The sequence below is a fragment of the Chryseobacterium lathyri genome, from assembly GCF_030812195.1.
GTDB classification, from domain to species: Bacteria; Bacteroidota; Bacteroidia; order Flavobacteriales; family Weeksellaceae; genus Chryseobacterium; species Chryseobacterium lathyri_A.
In genome coordinates this window covers 188,230-207,469 of sequence record NZ_JAUSSF010000001.1, presented here as the reverse complement: position 1 = coordinate 207,469, position 19,240 = coordinate 188,230, and the positions used below count along the sequence as shown (strand labels likewise).

Genomic DNA, 19,240 nt, shown 5'->3' with positions numbered 1-19,240 from the left:
AATTGCAAATCCCTTTTAGCATCTGAAAGGGATTTTTTTAATCATTATATTATGAAAAAAATAGGACTATTCTTTCTTCTGGTATCGTCGCTGGCTGTAGCTCAAAGATCTGTTTTGGAGCAGAAAATAAACTCCATTATTGAAGGTAAAAAAGCAACGGTTGGAATTTCTGTGCTGGGTTTTGAAAATAATTTCAACTACAGCAAAAACGGGGATAAGCTACTTCCTACTTTAAGCGTCTTTAAATTTCATATTGCCTGTGCAGTTCTAAACCTTGTAGATAAAGGAAAGCTGTCTTTGGATCAGAAAATATTCATCAGTAAATCTGATCTGATGGAAAATACATGGTCTCCTTTTCGGGAAAAGCATCCCGATGGAAATATTGAAGTTTCCTTAAATGAAATAATCGATTATACCGTTGCATTAAGTGACAATAATCTTTGTGATGTACTGCTAAAACTCATTGATGGAACAAAAACTGTTCAAGGATTTATGGATTCAAAGGGGGTAAAAGGCTTCCAGATTAAGTACAATGAAAATGAAATGCACAAAAACGACTGGAAAGCACTTTATGAGAATTACAGTACAACGAATTCTGCTGTACAGCTTCTTAAAAAGTTCTATGATGGAAAACTGCTTTCCAAAAAGTCTACAGACTATTTAATGCAGATTATGATCAGTACAAAAACCGGCACTAATAAAATTGTTGAACAGCTGCCTAAAAACACTCCTGTAGCCCATAAAACCGGTGCTTCCGGAAAAAATAACGAAGGACTCACTATTGCTGAAAACGACATGGGAATCATCACGCTTCCGAATGGAAAACATTACGCAATTGCCATATTTGTAAGCAATTCCATGGAAAGTAATGCTGTAAACTGCAAATTGGTTTCTGATATTTCCAAGGCAGTGTGGGATGATTTTAATAAGTAAAATATTAAGCTTATTTTTAAAGCTGAAAAACCAGTGAAGTTTTTGTTCTCTAATCCTGAAAAACTATAAATATGAAAAAAATAGTATTAGCAACCTTCCTTTTGTGTTCGGCCTTCTTTTTTTCACAAAAAAGCATGAGCTATGTACGCATAAGCTATGGCAGTATCTGCTGTGGAACACCCTCTACAAAACCTGTGACAGATTATCTGAAAAAGTTTGAGAAAAGCAATAAGCTGAGAGCTTTTGAAATCCTGGAACAAGGCGGATTGGGAAGAGAAGGCGAATTTACTTTATACATCGGGACAGACAAACTGAATAAAAAACAGAAAACTGCTTTCACAAAAGGCCTTCAATCTGTTATTACTTCACAAAATAAAACCAGAATACAGAATAGTGACGGCACGGTGGATTTCGATCCGGCAGTGACTGTTCATAAATCTGATTTAGCAGATATTAAAAATTTAACTATCTATAAAAAATAAAAGAAAAAAATGATCAAAAACATTGTAGTTATTGGAGCTGGAACCATGGGAAATGGGATTGCGCATACTTTTGCACAAAGCGGATTCAAAGTAAATCTGGTAGATGTATCGCAGGATGCTCTTGACAGAGGACTGAAAACAATTACAACTAACCTTGACAGAATAATCGCAAAGGGAAACCTTACGGAAGAGCAGAAAGCTGAAACATTAGGAAATATCAGCACGTTTACTGAACTTAAGGAAGCGGCAGGCATCGCAGACCTTATCGTAGAAGCAGCCACTGAAAACCAGGATCTGAAACTGAAGATCTTCGGACAGATGGATGAATTTGCACCTGCGAACTGTATCCTGGCTACGAATACTTCTTCTATTTCTATTACAAAAATCGCTGCGGCTACCAAAAGAGCTGATAAGGTAATCGGAATGCATTTTATGAACCCGGTTCCTATCATGAAACTGGTAGAGATCATCAAAGGATATTCTACGTCCAAAGAGACTTTCGATGCGATCTATGACATGAGTAAGACATTAGGAAAAGTCCCTGTAGAAGTGAATGACTACCCTGGTTTTGTAGCCAACAGAATTCTGATGCCAATGATCAATGAGTCTATTGAAACACTTTACAACGGTGTGGCTGGTGTAGAAGAAATTGATACGGTCATGAAGCTTGGAATGGCACATCCGATGGGACCTCTTCAGCTGGCAGATTTTATCGGTCTTGACATCTGTCTTGCCATTCTTAATGTGATGTATGATGGTTTCAAAAATCCTAAATATGCTCCGAACCCGCTTCTTGTAAATATGGTAATGGCCGGAAAACTGGGTGTAAAATCAGGAGAAGGTTTCTATGATTACTCAGAAAGCAAAAAAGCTGAAAAAGTTTCAAAAATGTTTTTGAAATAACTGAATGAAATTAAAGGAAAGAAATATCCAAATAGCAATGGTCATCATCACTGTAATGATGACCATTCTTCGTTTTATATTAAATGAAAAAGGAAGAGTAAACCCCGATTCTAGCCGCTTTATGAGATTTGCGCATGTGCTTCCTACTATTGACAATACTACAACTCCTGTAGGTTATCCTATTGGTATCAGGTTGTTTACATTTCTTGGCTTCGATGAGTTCTGGGGGAGTAAAGTTCTTGGCATTGCCGCTTATCTTTTTATTATTTATTTCTGCTGGAAGAAAAACTTCTATAAACGTGAAGCTATTGCAGTATGCGGATTGTTCAGCTTTGTTTCATTGTTTGCCTATACGATGAGTGAAGCTCTTATTATTCCTTTTGTATTTTTATTTTTATATACCGCCTCGCAGATCATTGCGGGAAAACTTGAAAAAGGAAAAGCTATTTTTTATCTTTCAATCTCATTAATTGCTCTTTATAATATCAGATATAGTGCCTTATTCTTCATTGGGGGAACCGGACTTTACGGCTTACTATTTTTGAGAAAAAAATATTCATGGGTATTTATTGCCTCCGGTATTATAGGAATTCTGTTTGTGGGGGCCTATAAACTTTTATTTATTGATTATTTTAATGAAAATTATATCAACCAGGCTCTGGCCATAGGAATTCACCCCACTTCCAAGTTACTGAAAGAATTGGTACAGGGGCTGGCAACTTCATTCAATCCATTCATCCACATTGCAGATCCTGGGGAAAGCTTCATCAATTATGGCATTTATGGTATTGGTGCCCTGAATATCTTTTTGATGATTTATCTTCTGGTAAAAAATAAGCTGTCCGAAACAGAATATTTCTTTACCATTATCAGTATTTCCGGCATTGTATGCTCTTATTTTGTTCAGTATTTTTATTCAGTCATTCCTATTGACTACAGGATCATAGGACCTTTTATAATTCCTGTATGGCTTATTTACTTTAACAGACTTTTCAGGATCTTCAATACTAAAACCTATGCAATCACCGGACTTAGCTTACTGTCCGGACTGGCTTTCACCTGGCTCTCCAGAGGAAATTATCTTGAAAACAGAAAAGCTGCCTCAGATTTTTTAAAAAGTGAGAAGTTGGATAAAATTTCCATACAATTTTTTATTTTAAAAGAAGAAGAGCTGGAAAGGATACAGGTTGCTGAACTTTTAAGTACAGTAAACCCTGATGTTACACTTACTTTCAAGCCCGAGGATACAGTCCGCAGAACCACTCTTACAAGGTATAAAGTTTTGCAAAAAATTAAAATCAACAAGAACAAATATCAATAATTTTATTATCTTTGATTAAAGTTAAAATATAAAAAAATGAAATTACCAAAGTTTTTATTAGCAGACAATTCGGAATTTCCTGAAGATTTATTCGTAGTTCACACAGAATATCCAAGATTTATCTTAAACGTTGAGGAAGAGGAAGTTGAGTGGCTAGATGATTTGGAAGGGGACGATGAAGAAACTATGGCAGACGAAGCTACAAAAGTTGTAGAGGCTGCATTTAAATGGTGTGATGAAGAGTTGGCTAAGTACGACGAAGAAGAGGAAGAATAATAACTACCTAAACATAAAAAAAGGAACTCAAATTGAGTTCCTTTTTATTTTATTCCGCTTTATTGAATTTCAACAGCAGTAAGTTATCTTTGTAAAGCTCTAAAGTAGTCCCGGAAATCACATATTTGTTGGCTTTCCCTACCATATCCATAAAATTCTGCTCAACGCTCATATTGTTGCACATCATTTTAGTAGATCCCATCTGACCAGCAGAAAAATCACCTGTGGAAGGATCTATCTTAGCTGTCCCGAAATAGTTGTTGCATCCCCCATTTCCATTGATCTTTTCCCCTTCAATATTAAGGGTCGGAACCTTACCTTTTACGTTATCAGCCAATGTCCATTTTGTATTGGCCAGTGAAGGCTGTGCTTTTCCTACTTTAGATGCAGAAGCACTGGACATTGTACCGCACGATGCCAGAATAGCAGCCGCACCTATACTTAAAAAAAGATTTTTCATTTTTTTCTTTTTGATTTAGTCAAATTTAAGGAAATTATATTATTTAAACGGTTGACAAAGGATTTTATTACTTCTGAAGCTCTATTTTAGGATTAATTTTTAAAGATCAATGAAGTAATATCTTTACATTGATTCTGTTTACTTCTTTGATGATGCTTTTATTTTTTGGCTAAAGCCAATTGATCTTGGGGCAATCTAAAACAGGCTTTAGCCAGTTTCTATTAAATGGTTATCTGATCTCGAGATATTTTTTATTGAAGATTTGGTTGATTGAACAGATTTCTATACCTGAAAATATAAAATTTGTATTGTATGTAAAAAACAAAAAAACGGGCTAAAGCCCGTTTTATAATTATAATATATCTTATCTGAATTAAGATCTTAATTCAGCATTGTATTCCTTTTGGAATGCTTTGATTAGAGATTCCATTACTTCAGAAATTTCCTTCTCTTCCAATGTTTTTTCTTCATTAAGAAGTTCAAAACTCATGGCATAAGACTTTTTCCCTTCAGGAAGATTCTTTCCTTCATACACATCGAATAAATTGATCCCTTTGATAAAAGGAGATTTATTCTTTTTCGCAGTCTGATACAGATCCTGATAGTTTACATTCTTATCGATCAATAAAGCAAGATCTCTCCTGATTTTATTGAATTTAGGAATATCTTTAAACTTAAGGACATTTTTGGAACGTAATTCCTGAGCCCATTCAAGCTCTATTTCTGCATAGAAACATTCCTGGTCAATATCAAAGTCTTTCAATAAAACCGGAGATACTTTTCCAATTCTTACTAAAGTTTTTCCTCCGGCTTCATAAGTTAATGCATCAGAGAATCTTTCGTCTGTTAAAGCTATTTCTTTATAATCAGCTCCCAATTTCTCTAACAATACTTTTACGTATGCTTTAAGATTGTAGAAGCTTACTGCTGATTTAGGCTGCAGCCAGTTTTCAGCAACATCTCTTCCTGTAACAAGAAGGGCCAGCTGCTTTCTTTCTTCGTATTTATCTTTTTTATGATAAATTTTTCCAAATTCAAAGAATTTGATATCCTGATTTTTTCTGTTGATGTTGTACACCGCATTCTGAAGAAGTCCTTCCAGTAAAGATTTTCTCATGAAGGCAAGGTCTCCACTTAATGGATTCAGTAATTTTACGGCATCAGTTTCATCTTTTACAGAAGTCAAAGAATTGTTCATTGCTTCATTGAAACCAAGTCCCTGCAATGTTCTTGCCCAGTTATTTTCGAGTTCATCCTGATCGTTAGCACTTAGCTTTACGGGCGTAAACGAGATTTTCTGCGGAGCATCGATCTTATTGTATCCGTAAATTCTCAGGATTTCTTCGATGACATCAATTTCTCTCGTTACATCAGCTCTGTATGCAGGTACAGAAATTTCAAGCCCGTTCTGGATCTCATTGAGAACCTGGATCTCCAGAGATTTTAAGATTTCCTTTACTTTTTCTCTGTGAATCTTTGTTCCTAAGATCTGTTCGATTTTTGAGAACCTGATGATCACATAATTATCTTCAATTTTCTTTGGGTACTCTTCCAACAGATCGCCAATCAGTTTTCCTCCTGCAATCTCCTGGATCATTTTGATGGCATGGGTTATTGCTGTTCTGGTAATATTAGGGTCTACTCCCCTTTCAAATCTAAACGAAGCATCTGTATTTAAGCCATGAAATTTAGCCCCTTTTCTTACGACTACCGGATTGAAATAAGCACTTTCCAGGAATATGGTTTTTGTTTCATCAGAAACTCCTGAATTCGCACCACCGAAAACCCCTGCGATACACATTGGGTTATCTTTTCCATCTTTGATCATGACTTCAGAACCATTCAAAGTTCTTTCCACACCATCCAAAGTGGTAAATTTTGTTCCTTCTTTTACAGTTCCTACTTTCACTTTGCTCCCAGTGATCTTATTTGCATCAAATGCATGAAGAGGCTGGCCATAACCGTGAAGAATATAGTTGGTAATATCTACAATATTGTTGATCGGGTTTAAACCGATTGCTTTCAGTCTGTCTTTTAACCAGGCCGGAGATTCGGCTATTTTCACTTCTTCAATGACAGCTCCGATATATCTTGGGCACAGCTCAGCATTTTCCACTTCTAAAGTGAAGTTGTGTGAGCTTTCACCGTTCAAAACTTCAGAATTCAGTTTCTCAAACGTTGATTTCTGCTGATTGGTTGAAAGAAAAGCATGAAGATCTCTCGCCACACCATAATGTGACATAGCATCTGTTCTGTTTGGCGTTAAACCGATTTCTATCACTTCATCATTAGCCAGTTCAAAATAATCAGCAAAGTTCTTTCCTACTTCATATTTGGTTTCATCCAGAACCATAATTCCTCCGTGATCATCACTAAGGCCAAGCTCATCTTCCGCACAGATCATTCCCTGAGAAACCTCACTTCTGATCTTTGCTTCTTTGATCTCAAAAAAGTTTCCGGTTTTATCATAGATCTTAGTTCCGACAACAGCTACAGGAACAGTCTGCCCTGCTTCAACATTGGGAGCTCCGCAAACGATATTTAATACTTTCCCATTCCCTACATCAACTGTTGTTTTCTTTAATTTGTCTGCATTCGGATGTTTTTCGCAGGTCAATACCTTTCCTACTACAATCCCTTCCAGACTACCTCTTACACTTTCAAATTTTTCTATCCCCTCCACTTCAAGACCTATATCTGTAAGGAATTCTCCGATCCTTTCCGTTTTCAGTTCCGTTTTGATAAAGTCTTTCAGCCAGTTGTTTGATATTTTCATTTGCTCAATCTATTTTTATTGGTCAGACATCAGTTTTAGCCTTTATCTGATCATTTTTATTTTCCAAGGTTAAAAACCCTTTGTTATTTTGAAAATTTACTTGAATTTTCCAGGCTACAAATGTCGTGTTTTTTTGAGAAACAGCGAAATTTAGAGCTCACTTTAAGAGAATAACTTTTATTTTTTTCACCTATTCATTATGCTACTTTAGCCTTTATTATTAATCTTTTTCAGTTAAAAGCAGACATTATCCCGTCACACTTCTATTCATATAGAGCTAACTCTTTTCTCCACTAATTCCTGTTGCACATCCGAAAAAATATTTTTCATAGTTTACTTTCAGATTATTCTTTTCAAAAATTTCTCTGGCTTTTTTGCTGTCCATGAATTTTTCAGTGTAGATCCAGAGCATTTTATAGTCATTGGGATTTCCTAAAAAAAACCTGCCCAAAACAGGAATAACATTATTCAGGTAAAATTTATAGAAGATAAAAAGAATTTTGTTTTCCGGTTTTGAAACTTCAACGAAACTAAATTTCCCACCTGTTTTAAGAATTCTACTGATTTCTTTGGCCAGTATTTCAAGCTGGTCCTGATGAAAGGTTTTCAGTCCATATGCACACGATACAATATCGTAATGGCTGGAAGGAAGATTACTCTGAAGGATATCTTCGCAAAGAAGACTCAGTTTTCCTTTGAATACTCTTTCTGCTTTAGACTTAGAATTTTCAATCATTCTCGCTGAAAAATCAAGTGCTGAAAAGTCAGCATTAGGAAAATTTTGCAGTAAAAAGTTCCAGTTTTCGCCCAGCCCGGAAAGCAAATCAATTACATTAAGCTTTTCATCTGAAGCGCCCAGCTTTTTTAAGAACTGCTTTCTCCACCGTATGGAAAATCCAAAGGATGTAATATAATTCATCCGTTCATAAGAACCCGACATATGGTCAAAAAGTTTTCTCACATACTCCGGGTCATAAATGTTTTTCATCAATTTGTGTGCTTGGTTTACATAAAAAAAGAGGCCTTTTCAGAACCTCTTTTATTTATTTCAAATATTACAACCCGATTACCGGCATTGATAACATCAGGATATTTTCACTTTCTTCAAGACCGTCAAGAGGTTCAATAATCCCCGGTCTGTTCGGTTGAGACATTTTCATAGTAATATCGTCAGAACCTAAAATGGTAAGCATTTCCGTTAAAAACTTCGAGCTAAAACCAATATTGATATCTTCTCCATTATAATCGCAAGGAATCTGCATATCCGCTTTGTTTGCATATTCTGTATCTTCTGCGTGAAGGTGAAGGATATTGGCAGACAGCTTAAATCTTACCTGGTTGGTAGATTTATTGGACATAATTGATGCTCTTTTGATCGCTCCCAGAAGAAGATTTCTGTTGATCGTCAGTACATTTGGATTTTCTTTCGGGATTACCGCTGTATAGTTAGGGTATTTACCGTCTATCAGTCTACAGATCCAGATATGCTTTCCAAAAGTAAACTTAGCCATATTCTCATTGAAGTCGATGGTAACGTCTTCATTCGAGCTAGCCAGAATATTTTTGAAAATGTTCAAAGGTTTCTTAGGCATGATGAATTCCATTGGTTCAGCATTCATCAGATCTGTTCTTTTATAAACTACCAGTCTGTGGGAATCTGTAGAAACAAAATTTGTTTCATTTTCTCCAAACTGAAACAATACTCCGGTCATTACGGGACGAAGAGAGTCATTGCTTGTTGCAAAAAGGGTATTGGTCAACGCTTCAGATAAAACTCCTGCCGGCATGGCCACAGTTTGAGACGCATCAAATTCAGGAAGTTCCGGATAATCATCGGCGTTATCCAATGCTACAGCGAAATTGTCTTTCTCATCTAAAATCTCAAGCTGGCTTCCGGTTCCTTCTGCATTATCCTTTACAACGAACGTTAAAGGCTGTTCTCCATATGTCTTGATAAAATCTTGAAAAATTTTAGCAGGAACGGCAAATTTACCCGAATCATCAGACTTTACGTCCAGAGAGGTAACAAGAGTAGTCTCGCCATCAGATGCTGTAATGGTAACGTTATTTCCGTCTAGTTCAAAAAGATAGTTTTCTAAAATCGGTCTCGATTGAGAGCTTGATATTACGCCACTTACAGTTTGCAATGCTTTCTGCAGTTCACCACTTGAAATAATAAATTTCATAGATTTAAAAATAAGTTTCTACAAATATAATAAATAGAAACTATAATGAAAAAAATAATCTTAAGGAGTTTTGAACAAATATCATTAAGCTGTTTTAAGACATGATTTTAAGGCCTGGATTTCTTCCTGATCATTAATTCTAATCAAAATCTGGCCTTTATTTTCTCATTGATGAGTGAATATAAAGTATGAAAACAGGTAATGACTATTTTGCTTGTATCAAAATACAAATCCTATCTTTGTTAAAAATAAGCTATGCAAAAACCGCCTGTTCACAGAAGTTTTTTAAACGCTTTCCGGGGTATTTTCCTGATGATAAAAACGGAAAGAAATTTCCGGATTGAACTTGCTGCTTTTTTTATAAACCTGGTTCTGATATTTTATTTTAGACTTTCATCAATTGATACAACTTTAATTTTTATGGCATCAATAGGTGTTTTAAGCGCTGAAATTTTCAATACGGCTGTAGAAAAGATATGTGATATGATCCAGCCTGATTTTGATAAAAGAATAGGTTTTATTAAAGATATTTCTGCAGGAGCGGTTCTTTTGATGGCAATTGGATCTGTTATAGTAGGAATTATTGTGTACTGGAAGTACATATTTCAATAAAAAAAGCACTCCTGAAAGAAATGCTTTGTAGTTTTTAAGAGCAGTAAAAGTCCCATGCTTCAGAGGTCATACAGCCGTTAAATTTTGGACAATACCAACCATAAGGATAATTACAGTGTCCGTTTTCATCAAGAGGAACAGTAATCAAAGGAGGATTTACTCCCTTTCCATTTACATTTTTTAGTTCCTGTCTTTTAAGCTTTTTTAGATTTTTCATACTTTTTTATTTGTAATCCTAAAACTACAAAAAAAATAATATTTCACCAAGATAAGATAAATTAATCTTTTAAATATTGTTCTATAATTGGAATTGCAGTTTCAGCCATTACGCCATAGCCTTTTTCATTGGGATGAACACCATCTCCGGAAAGTAAAATTTCTTTATCTCTCAAAAATGCAGTGTAAAAATCTATGTAATGTAAAGTATTTTCAACCGCGATATCTTTAAGAATCTGATTATAAACCAGAATTTCCTCATTTGTTCTTAATTTTCCGGTGACACTCTGTACTCCGCTTATTTTCTCGGAGACTGGAAGAATGCTTACCAAATAAATATCATTTGCATATTGTTTTGCATGATGAATAGCCTCAATCATATTATTTCTGAACTGGACAGGATTTACCATAGGTATTCCATCCTTAATCGCCAGATCATTGGCTCCATACCCAATAAAAATAATATTTCCTTCTGCTGAATTCCGGGCTGCCAGCTCGTAAGGCATTCGTTTTAGCAATCCTTCTGTGGTTTCGCCTCCTATTCCCAGATTAAAAAGAATCAGTTCATTGCTATCTTCATGAAATTGCTGCAGGGCATATCTTTTAAGGATATCAACCCAACCGCCGAATACTCCGTCATATTCTCCATACGTAATACTGTCCCCAAAGAACAGCCCATAAATCATTTTCTTCATTTTAGAAGCTAGATGTTAGATGTTAGAATTTAGTTTTTCACTCCAAAATTAGTGTAATATTTTTGTGTGATTCTATAATTTCGACTAAAATTTCAAACAAGGTTCGGCCTTTTCCTGAAAGCAAATCATCCAGCTTTTCCTGCATCAACTCTATGTTAAACGGTTTTCCCTGTCTGATTTTGTTCTGGTAAAAAATCCGGGTTGTTTCGAGGCCCAGATCTTCTTTTGATTTTTGGGATTCTTTCCAGCTGATTTCAATTTTTTCTCTGCTTTCAAATACTCCGAAACCGCCGTAAAGAATATCATCAAAGCCGTCCAGTGTCCCTACTTTCCAATCCGTATTTTTCATCAACACTAAGGAAACCTCATCATAGAATCCAGGCAGATCTGAGAAGCGGCTGCCATCAATTGTAATTATTTTATTTTTATCCAACTCCAATCCTATTTAATTTTTATAAACTTACTCTTGGTAAATATAAAAAATGACCGCCATTCAGTGGCGGTCATTCTATTTTTACTTGAAGTATTCTACTCCGTTTTTGAATATGTTGTGGTAATTCGCAGATGGTATGTTTTTCATGAGGCCTTCTGCAAAACGTTCAGGATGCCCCATTCTTCCATAAATCTTTCCACATGGGCTGGTAACCCCTTCAATTCCGAATAATGAATTATTAGGGTTAAAAGGCATTCCGTGGGCAATATTTCCATCAAGATCAATGTATTGGGTAGCAATCTGTCCGTTTTCGTAAAGCTTTTTGATTTCTTCTTCGGAAGCCATGAAACGGCCCTCCCCATGAGAGATCGGAATGGTAAATACCTGATCTTTCATTCCTTTTAACCAAGGGCTTTCGTCGTTGATGACCTTTACATTGACCATTTGAGAAATATGCCTTCTGATGGCATTATGAGCCAACGTAGGAGAGTTTTCATCCAGATCTTTGATTCTTCCGTAAGGTAACAGACCGGATTTAACCAATGCCTGGAAACCATTACAGATACCGATGATCATGCCGTCTCTGTCCAATAATTCGTGAACAGCGTTCTTCATCTTCTCGTTTTTCAGAACGTTTACGATAAACTTTGCAGAACCATCCGGCTCATCACCTGCTGAGAAACCACCTGAGAATGCAAGGATCTGAGAAGTTCTGATCTCTTCCACCCATGCATCAATGCTTTCATCCAATAATTGGTGACTGATATTTTTCAAAGGCAGGCTGCTGATCACAGCACCTTCTTTCTGGAATGCATTCAAAGTATCGTACTCGCAGTTTGTTCCCGGAAATACAGGAGCAAATACTTTTGGCTTAGCAATTCCGTGTTTTTTAATGATAATATTTCTTGGATGAATTGAGTTTGATTTTTCATCAATTTCAACTGTCAATTTTTCTTTTTCCTTAGTTGGGAAAAGGTTTTCGAATGTTCCGGTATAAGCTGCTAAAAGATCCAAGATCTGAGATTCCATACCATTTATCGTTAAAATACCTGAGTCTTTTACTTCACCGATCTGCTGAAGAGAAGCATTACTCAGCTCTTCTTTTGATTCAATGATCAAGCTGCCGATATTTTTAGTGAATAAAGCACTTTCATCCATACTAATCTCCGCTCCCAGCCTGTTTCCAAAGCTCATTTTGGCTAAAGCTACTGCAGCACCTCCTTCTTTAATGGTTTTTACGGAAACGATTTTTCCGGCTTTGATGTTTTCAAAAATAAATTCGAAAACTCCTTTTAAGCTTTCATAATTGGGAAGTCCGTTTTCCTGAGGAGTATGGTTGAAGAAATATATTTTGTTTCCAGCCTGTTTGAACTCCGGGGAAATTACATTTTTCTTTTCACCGTTTGCGCAGGCAAATGAAATTAAGGTCGGCGGAACATTCAGGTCCTGGTAAGTACCGCTCATAGAGTCTTTTCCTCCAATTGCTGCAAGGCCAAGATTGATCTGGGCATCATAAGCTCCTAAAAGAGAAGCTAAAGGTTTGCCCCATTTCTCTGGATTTTGCCCCAGTTTTTCAAAATATTCCTGGAAGCTTAATCTTATATTTTTGTAATCACCACCCATGGCAGCGATTTTAGAAACGCTTTCTACGACAGCATAGGAAGCTCCCAATAGTGAATTCTGTTTTGAAATTCCGGTATCGAATCCCCAGCTTGCAAAGGAAACGGTTTCAACATCTTTTGCTCCTAAGATGGGCAGTGTCTGAGCACTTCCTTCCATCAGGGTTTGCTGATATTTACCACCAAGAGGCATTGCAACTGTTGTTCCCCCTACAGAAGAGTCGAACATTTCCAGCAATCCTTTTTGGGAAGCTACATTTTTGTCACTTAATATTTTAATGAAGTTCTCTTTTGTAAAAGCCTGTGCTTCTTCTTTTACTTCTTCAAGGTGGGTAATTTTTACCTCCTGAGTTTTGGAACATCCGTTGGTATCTAAGAATTCCCTTGAAAGATCAACAATTCTATCTCCTTTCCAGAACATCTGCATTCTTCCTGAATCAGTTACTTTTGCAACTTCTACAGCTACAATGTTTTCATCCTCACAGAATTTGATGAACTGTTCTTTATCTTTCGGGTCAACTACAACCGCCATTCTTTCCTGAGATTCTGAAATGGCAAGCTCAGTTCCGTTCAATCCTTCATATTTTAAAGGTAAAACATCAAGGTTTACTTCTAAAGAATCTGCAATCTCTCCAATCGCTACAGAAACACCTCCCGCTCCGAAATCATTAGATTTTTTGATGAGTTTTGTCACTACAGGATTTCTGAACAGTCTCTGGATTTTACGTTCTTCAACGGCATTTCCTTTCTGAACTTCAGAGCTCATCGTATGAATAGAGGTTTCGTCCTGTTCTTTTGAGCTTCCGCTTGCCCCACCAACACCGTCACGTCCTGTTGCACCACCTAAAATAATGATAGAATCACCATTTGCAGGTTTTTCACGTCTTACCCAATCTACAGGAACTGCTCCGGTAACAAAACCTACTTCCATTCTCTTAGCTTTATAGCCTTCATCATAGATCTCGGAAACCATTGTTGTAGCAAGACCGATCTGGTTTCCATAAGATGAATACCCGTTGGCGGCTTGTTTTGTGATGGTTTTTTGAGGTAATTTTCCCGGTAAAGTTTTATCAACCGGTTCTAAAACATCGGCAGCACCAGTCAATCTCATCGCCTGAAATACAAAGGATCTTCCGGACAAAGGATCTCTGATAGCACCTCCCAAACATGTTGAAGCACCTCCGAAAGGTTCAATTTCCGTAGGGTGATTGTGCGTTTCATTTTTGAATAATAAGTACCATGGTTCTTTTTTACCATCGTATTCTGCTTCGATCTGGATGGTACATGCATTGATCTCATCAGAAACAACAAGATTCTCCAGGTTACCTGTTTTATGGAAATACCTTCCGCATACTGTTGCCAGGTCCATTAAAGAGATGGGCTTCAGCTCACGGCCTAAGAATTTTCTTTTTTCGATATAATCATTGAAAATAGTTTCCAATGTATGTTTGAAATCTCCTTCAAACTGGATGTCTGACAATTCTGTCTCAAAAGTGGTGTGACGGCAGTGATCGCTCCAATAGGTGTCTAAAACTTTCAGTTCCGTTTCAGTAGGGTTTCTTTTTTCTGTTTTAAAGTATTCCTGAATAAATTTCAGGTCATCCAATCCTAAAGCAAAACCATGATTATTGTAAAAACTTTCAAGTTCAGCATCATCAAAATTGATGAAATTTTCGTGGATCAAAACTTTTGTCGGAATTTCATCTGCAGGAATATTTAAGATGGAAAGATCTTTTTCCTGAGATTCCACTTTATTGATCAGAAGATCTTTGATTTTTATAAGGTCAGCTTCAGAAACTCCTTCAAACTGGATCAGTTTTCCACTCCTTACTTTTGATTTTTCATTCTCCGTCAGTAAAGCGATACACTGCTGTGCGGAATCTGCACGCTGGTCATACTGGCCCGGCAAAAACTCCATGGCAAAATGGATCCCTTCGGCAGGATTTTCTGTATGTAAAATATCAGTAACCGGATCTACGAAAGTGCTGTTGACAACCTTTTCGAATTCACCGTCATTCAAATTGAAAATATCGTACACATTGTATACTTTCACATTTTTTATTGACGGCACAACCGCTTTTACTTCATCAAAAATTTTTGGACTTTCTACATCGAAAATTCCTCTTTTTTCTACGAAAATTCTTTTGTTATTAGACATTAGATGTCAGATATTTAAATATTATTAGACTTATTTACTTAATTTATTCGGATTATCAGGATGTTCTTTTTGAAATTGCTGAGCCTGTTCAGTCTCATTTTTCAGCCATTTCTGAAAAGGAATTTTTTCATTTTCAAATTCAAGGGCAAAAATATTTTTACCGTCTTCTGATACTAGAAATTTATAATCTGATATTCCCGCTTCCGTTTTTCTATAATCATACGTGTTTACCTGATAGAATGGAAAGTTTTCTTTTGGCCTTTCTACAATTTCAAAAAATAACTTCTTTTCGTTATCAGAGAGTTTTGTGTAATGATTTACATAATATATTTGTGAAAGCTTTTTATTTTGTTCATTGAAAAACTGAAGAATCGTCTTCTCCTTTTCATTATAATTAAAAGGGTTTGGAAAATATTTCCCTCCAACTTCTACTGTATTTTCTGATTTTGAAATGGGCGTTGCAATTTCCCCTTTGAAATTCATAACTCCCCAGGTCCCACCAACGATTGCTTTATGCTCATCTTCTGTTTTTTCCCAGTCGCAACCGTCACAAAAAGCAGTGTAGCCATATCTGAAAGGCGATGCAAAATCATGAGTCGGTTCAATAACAACTTTTCCATTTCTGTCCACAAAACCTACTTTTCCATTTTTGACAAACCTTCTTACACCTTCAGAAAAATAATCTGCTCCGTTGTCGTAAAAGAAAGGTCTATAAAGGAAATTCCCTTTTTTGTTGTAGACGTATCCCCATGCATTTTTCTCTTTTTCCTCTCCTTTTTTAAAACCATCAAAATAAATGGTTTCCCCTTCAACTAATTCTCCATTTTCAAGGTTTGAGAAAACTTTAAATTGTGCAGGAACAATAATGTCACCTTTCTGATTCTTAACTCCAACCAAAGAATCTTTTGAAATAAAATATTTTAAAACCTCTTTCTTCTGGGAAAAAGAAAGTACGGGTATCATGGAAATGAGCAAAAGAATTCTTTTCATGTTGAATAAAATAAAATATGCAGCCCAGAAGGACTGCATATGTTTTATACTTTAAGATCAGCCTCTAATCCTATCAAGTCTTTATTTTTATTCAGAATCGGCTGTACTTCATTGCTGATGAACTCCTCTGTCTGGATCGGTGCAAAACCTATAAAGTTTTTAGGATCTAAAACTTCTTTTAATTTTGATTTATCTAGTTTTAAAGAATCGTCGTTTAAGATTCTTTCAATAAGGTCATTTTCTTTACCTTCCTCTTTCACCTTCTTGGAAGCTTCCATTGAGTGAACTCTGATCACTTCGTGAATTTCCTGACGGTCACCACCAGCCTTCACTTCTTCCATAATGATATATTCCGTAGCCATGAAAGGAAGCTCTTCCATAATATGCTTGTTGATTCTGTTTGGATATACAACGATTCCGTTCATGATGTTGTTCCAGATTAACAGGATGGCATCAACAGCAAGGAATGCCTGAGGAATGGTCAATCTCTTGTTGGCAGAATCATCCAGTGTTCTTTCAAACCACTGTGTAGAAGCTACCATAGCAGAACTTGTCGTCAGTGACATTACATATTTTGCCAAAGCTCCGATTCTTTCACTTCTCATTGGATTACGTTTGTAAGCCATTGCTGATGAACCGATCTGGTTTTTCTCGAACGGCTCTTCAATTTCTTTAAGGTTTTGAAGAAGACGTAAATCGTTGGTGAATTTATGAGCAGACTGGGCAATATTCCCTAATAAAGCGACTACTTTAGCATCAATTTTTCTGTCATAAGTCTGACCTGAAACTCCAAAAACTTTTTCGAAACCAAATCTTTTTGAAAGTTCTTTATCTAAGTGCTTCACTTTGGAATAATCTCCATTGAAAAGCTCTAAGAAACTTGCAGCAGTTCCTGTAGTTCCTTTTACTCCTCTGAAACGAAGTGTTTCCAGGAAGAAATCAAGTTCTTCGATATCAAGAACCAAACTCTGTAGCCAAAGTGTAGCTCTTTTTCCAACTGTAGTCAGCTGAGCCGGTTGAAAATGGGTAAATCCTAAAGTAGGAAGATCTTTATACTGAATAGAGAAATCAGCTAAGTTTTTCATGACGTTAACCAGCTTTTTCTTTAAGATTAAAAGCCCATCACGGATTTGAATAAGGTCTGTATTGTCTCCTACAAAAGCCGAAGTAGCCCCCAAATGGATAATTCCTTTTGCAGAAGGCGCCACATCACCATAAGTATGAACGTGAGCCATTACATCATGACGGAATTTTTTTTCGTACTCAGCTGCTTTATCATAATCGATATTTTCGGCATTGGCCTTCAGCTCAGCAATCTGCCCGTCTGTAATATCAAGACCTAAGTCTTTTTCAATTTCAGCCAAAGCGATCCAAAGCTTTCTCCAGGTACGGAATTTGTTATTGTGTGAGAAATTAAACAACATTTCTTCACTGGAATAGCGCTCTTCCAATGGATTTTTGTAGGAATTCATTCTTTCTTTTACTTTTTAGATGTACAAAAATAAGGATTTTCAGTGAGAGATGAAAATTGTGAATGCTGTTTTAAATTTTAGTCAAAGTTGGTCATTATATCCTACATTTTTAAGCAAATTAAAGACTATTTCTGAAGAACATTTTTAAGTAACATGCCCAGATTTGAATCACTTATAAATAGCAAAAGCCGTTCTTCCGAACGGCTTTTCTTTTGTTTACAGAAAAGGAGCGAATGCTATAGAGCAAGTCCACACTCTGATCCTACAGGAATGCATTTCCTCACAAATGAACACCAGAAATAACCCGGCAAACACATAGGAATACCTCCCTGAACTGTTTTCAATTCTTGTTTTGTAAGTTTTTTTAGATTTTTCATATACTATTTTTTACACTTTCCTACTCTATAAGCTTTTCGGATTTCGCTATGATTTAGTCATACCAATATACATTTTTTTAACTGAAATTGTAATTTAACATTTATTATTTATTCTTTTAAAAATTATCAAAGAGTATTTTTAATTAAAAATAAACCGAAACCTACCAACATTTCACAAAAAAAGCCACTCTTTTTCGAGCAGCTTTTGTGTATTAAAAATTAGATTTACTGATAAATCACAACATTATCTTTTTTAAGCTGATATCCTTTTTTCTTAAAAGGAACTAAAACATAAGCTTCTTTAATGTAGCTTCCACTTTTCCACTTTTTGCTTTTTCCTTCCCTCTCAAGGATAATGCTTTTTGCATTTTCATACGGAATGAAAACTTCAGCTTTTTTCATATCCTTACTAAAAATAACAGCTGTCATTGAAGTGTAACTTTTATCTGAGGTCACTTCTTTTAATTTAATTTTCTGTTCGAAAACCCTCACACAATCATTTTTGATTTGTGAATATGTATAGCCTGCGGAGCCTTTACAGCCATGAACATCTTTATCACCTCCTAGAACAGGCTGTTCTTGTTGGGCAAAGGCTAAAAAACCAAGGAACATTACGCATAATAAAATAGTTTTTCTCATATTAGAATATTAATGGTTAAGTTTTTATATAATAACAATAGTAACAAGGTATTAGTTAATCTAAGATACAAAAAACCACTCATTTTGAAAGGTTTACAAATATATTATTTAGTTATGTGTTTCCCGGATATCATATCACCAGAGTTGTTTCGATCATATTATACAATTCTCCAGGTCCCTAATAGAAATATGTCTTCGTAAAATTACACCCTTTATGCAATTAAAAAAAGAGGCTGCCTTAACAGACAGCCTCAATTATACTTTATAAATCTGGATTTACTGATAAATCACAACATTGTCTTTTTTAAGCTGGTATCCGTCTTTTTTGAAAGGAACCAATATATACCCATCTTTTTTCCAGATCTTACCTTTTCCCGCTCTTGTCAGGATAAGGCTTTCTCCATCTGTATCAGGAACGAAAACTTCAGCTTTTTTCAGGTCTTTACTGAAAATTACGGCAGCCATCGAAGTTGAACTTCCTTTAGGAGCAACCTCTGTTAATTTAATTTTCTGCTCAAAAACCCTTACACAATCTTTTTTGATCTGAGAGTAGGTATATCCTGCTGAACCTATACATCCATGAGCATCCTTGTCACCACCCACTGTCTGGGCAAATATAAAAGAACCCATAAATATTGTGCTAAGTAAAATCGTTTTTTTCATAATTATGATATTAAAGCTATAACTGTGCC

Annotated in this window: 19 protein-coding genes; 6 read left to right on the top strand and 13 right to left on the bottom strand. The window is 35.9% G+C overall.

Translation table 11 applies throughout. From position 1 onward, the window contains the following. Positions 1-51 precede the first annotated feature (51 nt). The 5 genes from bla-A (at position 52) to J2T03_RS00925 (ending at position 3,915) form a co-directional block, all read left to right on the top strand. Positions 52-933 (top strand): CGA/CIA family class A beta-lactamase, encoded by an 882-nt coding sequence (gene bla-A / locus J2T03_RS00945; RefSeq protein WP_307208927.1) that lies wholly within the window; start codon positions 52-54, stop codon positions 931-933. A 71-nt stretch (positions 934-1,004) separates the two neighbouring features. Continuing rightward, positions 1,005-1,415, top strand: a complete 411-nt coding sequence (locus J2T03_RS00940; RefSeq protein ID WP_307208925.1) for a hypothetical protein — start codon at positions 1,005-1,007, stop codon at positions 1,413-1,415. Between the two features lie 12 nt (positions 1,416-1,427). Next, positions 1,428-2,318: a 3-hydroxybutyryl-CoA dehydrogenase gene (locus tag J2T03_RS00935; protein WP_307211061.1), complete on the top strand. Its 891-nt coding sequence runs from the start codon at positions 1,428-1,430 to the stop codon at positions 2,316-2,318. 4 nt (positions 2,319-2,322) lie between these two features. Beyond that, positions 2,323-3,639 carry a hypothetical protein gene (locus J2T03_RS00930; protein ID WP_307208923.1) on the top strand — a complete coding sequence of 439 codons (1,317 nt, stop codon included), beginning with the start codon at positions 2,323-2,325 and terminating at the stop codon, positions 3,637-3,639. Positions 3,640-3,675: 36 nt separating this feature from the next. Continuing rightward, positions 3,676-3,915, top strand: a complete 240-nt coding sequence (locus tag J2T03_RS00925) for a hypothetical protein (protein ID WP_007845674.1) — start codon at positions 3,676-3,678, stop codon at positions 3,913-3,915. Between the two features lie 49 nt (positions 3,916-3,964). Here J2T03_RS00925 and J2T03_RS00920 read toward each other — a convergent pair whose 3' ends face one another. From J2T03_RS00920 to dnaN, 4 genes are all read right to left on the bottom strand, one after another. Next, positions 3,965-4,375 (bottom strand): META domain-containing protein, encoded by a 411-nt coding sequence (locus tag J2T03_RS00920; protein ID WP_073335269.1) that lies wholly within the window; start codon positions 4,373-4,375, stop codon positions 3,965-3,967. 373 nt (positions 4,376-4,748) lie between these two features. Further along, positions 4,749-7,151, bottom strand: coding sequence for a phenylalanine--tRNA ligase subunit beta (gene pheT / locus J2T03_RS00915; RefSeq protein WP_307208921.1), 2,403 nt, complete (start codon positions 7,149-7,151; stop codon positions 4,749-4,751). A gap of 277 nt (positions 7,152-7,428) precedes the next feature. Beyond that, positions 7,429-8,139, bottom strand: a complete 711-nt coding sequence (locus J2T03_RS00910) for a class I SAM-dependent methyltransferase (protein ID WP_307208919.1) — start codon at positions 8,137-8,139, stop codon at positions 7,429-7,431. A gap of 67 nt (positions 8,140-8,206) precedes the next feature. Beyond that, positions 8,207-9,337, bottom strand: a complete 1,131-nt coding sequence (dnaN, locus tag J2T03_RS00905; protein ID WP_307208917.1) for a DNA polymerase III subunit beta — start codon at positions 9,335-9,337, stop codon at positions 8,207-8,209. Between the two features lie 255 nt (positions 9,338-9,592). Here dnaN and J2T03_RS00900 point away from each other — a divergent pair, with 255 nt between their 5' ends. Continuing rightward, positions 9,593-9,949, top strand: a complete 357-nt coding sequence (locus tag J2T03_RS00900; RefSeq protein WP_307208915.1) for a diacylglycerol kinase family protein — start codon at positions 9,593-9,595, stop codon at positions 9,947-9,949. A gap of 34 nt (positions 9,950-9,983) precedes the next feature. On the opposite strand, the gene J2T03_RS00895 is transcribed toward J2T03_RS00900, so the two are convergent. The 9 genes from J2T03_RS00895 to J2T03_RS00860 all read right to left on the bottom strand — a co-directional run bounded on the left by J2T03_RS00895 (position 9,984) and on the right by J2T03_RS00860 (position 19,211). Then, positions 9,984-10,166: a bacteriocin-like protein gene (locus J2T03_RS00895; protein ID WP_307208913.1), complete on the bottom strand. Its 183-nt coding sequence runs from the start codon at positions 10,164-10,166 to the stop codon at positions 9,984-9,986. Positions 10,167-10,227: 61 nt separating this feature from the next. Next, entirely contained in the window at positions 10,228-10,860 is a 633-nt protein-coding gene (locus J2T03_RS00890) for an SGNH/GDSL hydrolase family protein (protein ID WP_307208911.1), read from the bottom strand. 37 nt (positions 10,861-10,897) lie between these two features. Beyond that, entirely contained in the window at positions 10,898-11,299 is a 402-nt protein-coding gene (locus J2T03_RS00885) for a ribonuclease inhibitor (protein ID WP_307208909.1), read from the bottom strand. Positions 11,300-11,374: 75 nt separating this feature from the next. Next, a complete protein-coding gene (locus tag J2T03_RS00880; RefSeq protein WP_307208908.1) occupies positions 11,375-15,070 on the bottom strand; it encodes a phosphoribosylformylglycinamidine synthase in 3,696 nt (1,231 codons plus the stop codon). A 30-nt stretch (positions 15,071-15,100) separates the two neighbouring features. Further along, positions 15,101-16,060 (bottom strand): WG repeat-containing protein, encoded by a 960-nt coding sequence (locus J2T03_RS00875; RefSeq protein WP_307208907.1) that lies wholly within the window; start codon positions 16,058-16,060, stop codon positions 15,101-15,103. A gap of 44 nt (positions 16,061-16,104) precedes the next feature. Continuing rightward, positions 16,105-17,532, bottom strand: coding sequence for an adenylosuccinate lyase (gene purB, locus J2T03_RS00870; protein WP_307208905.1), 1,428 nt, complete (start codon positions 17,530-17,532; stop codon positions 16,105-16,107). Between the two features lie 236 nt (positions 17,533-17,768). Further along, a complete protein-coding gene (locus J2T03_RS20520; protein WP_426046709.1) occupies positions 17,769-17,909 on the bottom strand; it encodes a bacteriocin-like protein in 141 nt (46 codons plus the stop codon). A gap of 225 nt (positions 17,910-18,134) precedes the next feature. Continuing rightward, positions 18,135-18,548: a hypothetical protein gene (locus tag J2T03_RS00865; RefSeq protein ID WP_307208904.1), complete on the bottom strand. Its 414-nt coding sequence runs from the start codon at positions 18,546-18,548 to the stop codon at positions 18,135-18,137. A 276-nt stretch (positions 18,549-18,824) separates the two neighbouring features. Then, positions 18,825-19,211 (bottom strand): hypothetical protein, encoded by a 387-nt coding sequence (locus J2T03_RS00860; RefSeq protein ID WP_307208902.1) that lies wholly within the window; start codon positions 19,209-19,211, stop codon positions 18,825-18,827. Between the last annotated feature and the right edge of the window lie 29 nt (positions 19,212-19,240).

What these genes read in the sequence shown, in the direction of transcription:
- J2T03_RS00860 (WP_307208902.1), bottom strand. Translation starts at nt 19,211, where the DNA reads ATGAAAAAAACGATTTTACTTAGCACAATATTTATGGGTTCTTTTATA.
- J2T03_RS00940 (WP_307208925.1), top strand. Translation starts at nt 1,005, where the DNA reads ATGAAAAAAATAGTATTAGCAACCTTCCTTTTGTGTTCGGCCTTCTTT.
- dnaN (WP_307208917.1), bottom strand. Translation starts at nt 9,337, where the DNA reads ATGAAATTTATTATTTCAAGTGGTGAACTGCAGAAAGCATTGCAAACT.
- J2T03_RS00920 (WP_073335269.1), bottom strand. Translation starts at nt 4,375, where the DNA reads ATGAAAAATCTTTTTTTAAGTATAGGTGCGGCTGCTATTCTGGCATCG.
- J2T03_RS00865 (WP_307208904.1), bottom strand. Translation starts at nt 18,548, where the DNA reads ATGAGAAAAACTATTTTATTATGCGTAATGTTCCTTGGTTTTTTAGCC.
- J2T03_RS00900 (WP_307208915.1), top strand. Translation starts at nt 9,593, where the DNA reads ATGCAAAAACCGCCTGTTCACAGAAGTTTTTTAAACGCTTTCCGGGGT.
- J2T03_RS00890 (WP_307208911.1), bottom strand. Translation starts at nt 10,860, where the DNA reads ATGAAGAAAATGATTTATGGGCTGTTCTTTGGGGACAGTATTACGTAT.
- J2T03_RS20520 (WP_426046709.1), bottom strand. Translation starts at nt 17,909, where the DNA reads ATGAAAAATCTAAAAAAACTTACAAAACAAGAATTGAAAACAGTTCAG.
- J2T03_RS00930 (WP_307208923.1), top strand. Translation starts at nt 2,323, where the DNA reads ATGAAATTAAAGGAAAGAAATATCCAAATAGCAATGGTCATCATCACT.
- J2T03_RS00910 (WP_307208919.1), bottom strand. Translation starts at nt 8,139, where the DNA reads ATGAAAAACATTTATGACCCGGAGTATGTGAGAAAACTTTTTGACCAT.
- J2T03_RS00880 (WP_307208908.1), bottom strand. Translation starts at nt 15,070, where the DNA reads ATGTCTAATAACAAAAGAATTTTCGTAGAAAAAAGAGGAATTTTCGAT.
- bla-A (WP_307208927.1), top strand. Translation starts at nt 52, where the DNA reads ATGAAAAAAATAGGACTATTCTTTCTTCTGGTATCGTCGCTGGCTGTA.
- J2T03_RS00895 (WP_307208913.1), bottom strand. Translation starts at nt 10,166, where the DNA reads ATGAAAAATCTAAAAAAGCTTAAAAGACAGGAACTAAAAAATGTAAAT.
- pheT (WP_307208921.1), bottom strand. Translation starts at nt 7,151, where the DNA reads ATGAAAATATCAAACAACTGGCTGAAAGACTTTATCAAAACGGAACTG.
- J2T03_RS00925 (WP_007845674.1), top strand. Translation starts at nt 3,676, where the DNA reads ATGAAATTACCAAAGTTTTTATTAGCAGACAATTCGGAATTTCCTGAA.
- purB (WP_307208905.1), bottom strand. Translation starts at nt 17,532, where the DNA reads ATGAATTCCTACAAAAATCCATTGGAAGAGCGCTATTCCAGTGAAGAA.
- J2T03_RS00875 (WP_307208907.1), bottom strand. Translation starts at nt 16,060, where the DNA reads ATGAAAAGAATTCTTTTGCTCATTTCCATGATACCCGTACTTTCTTTT.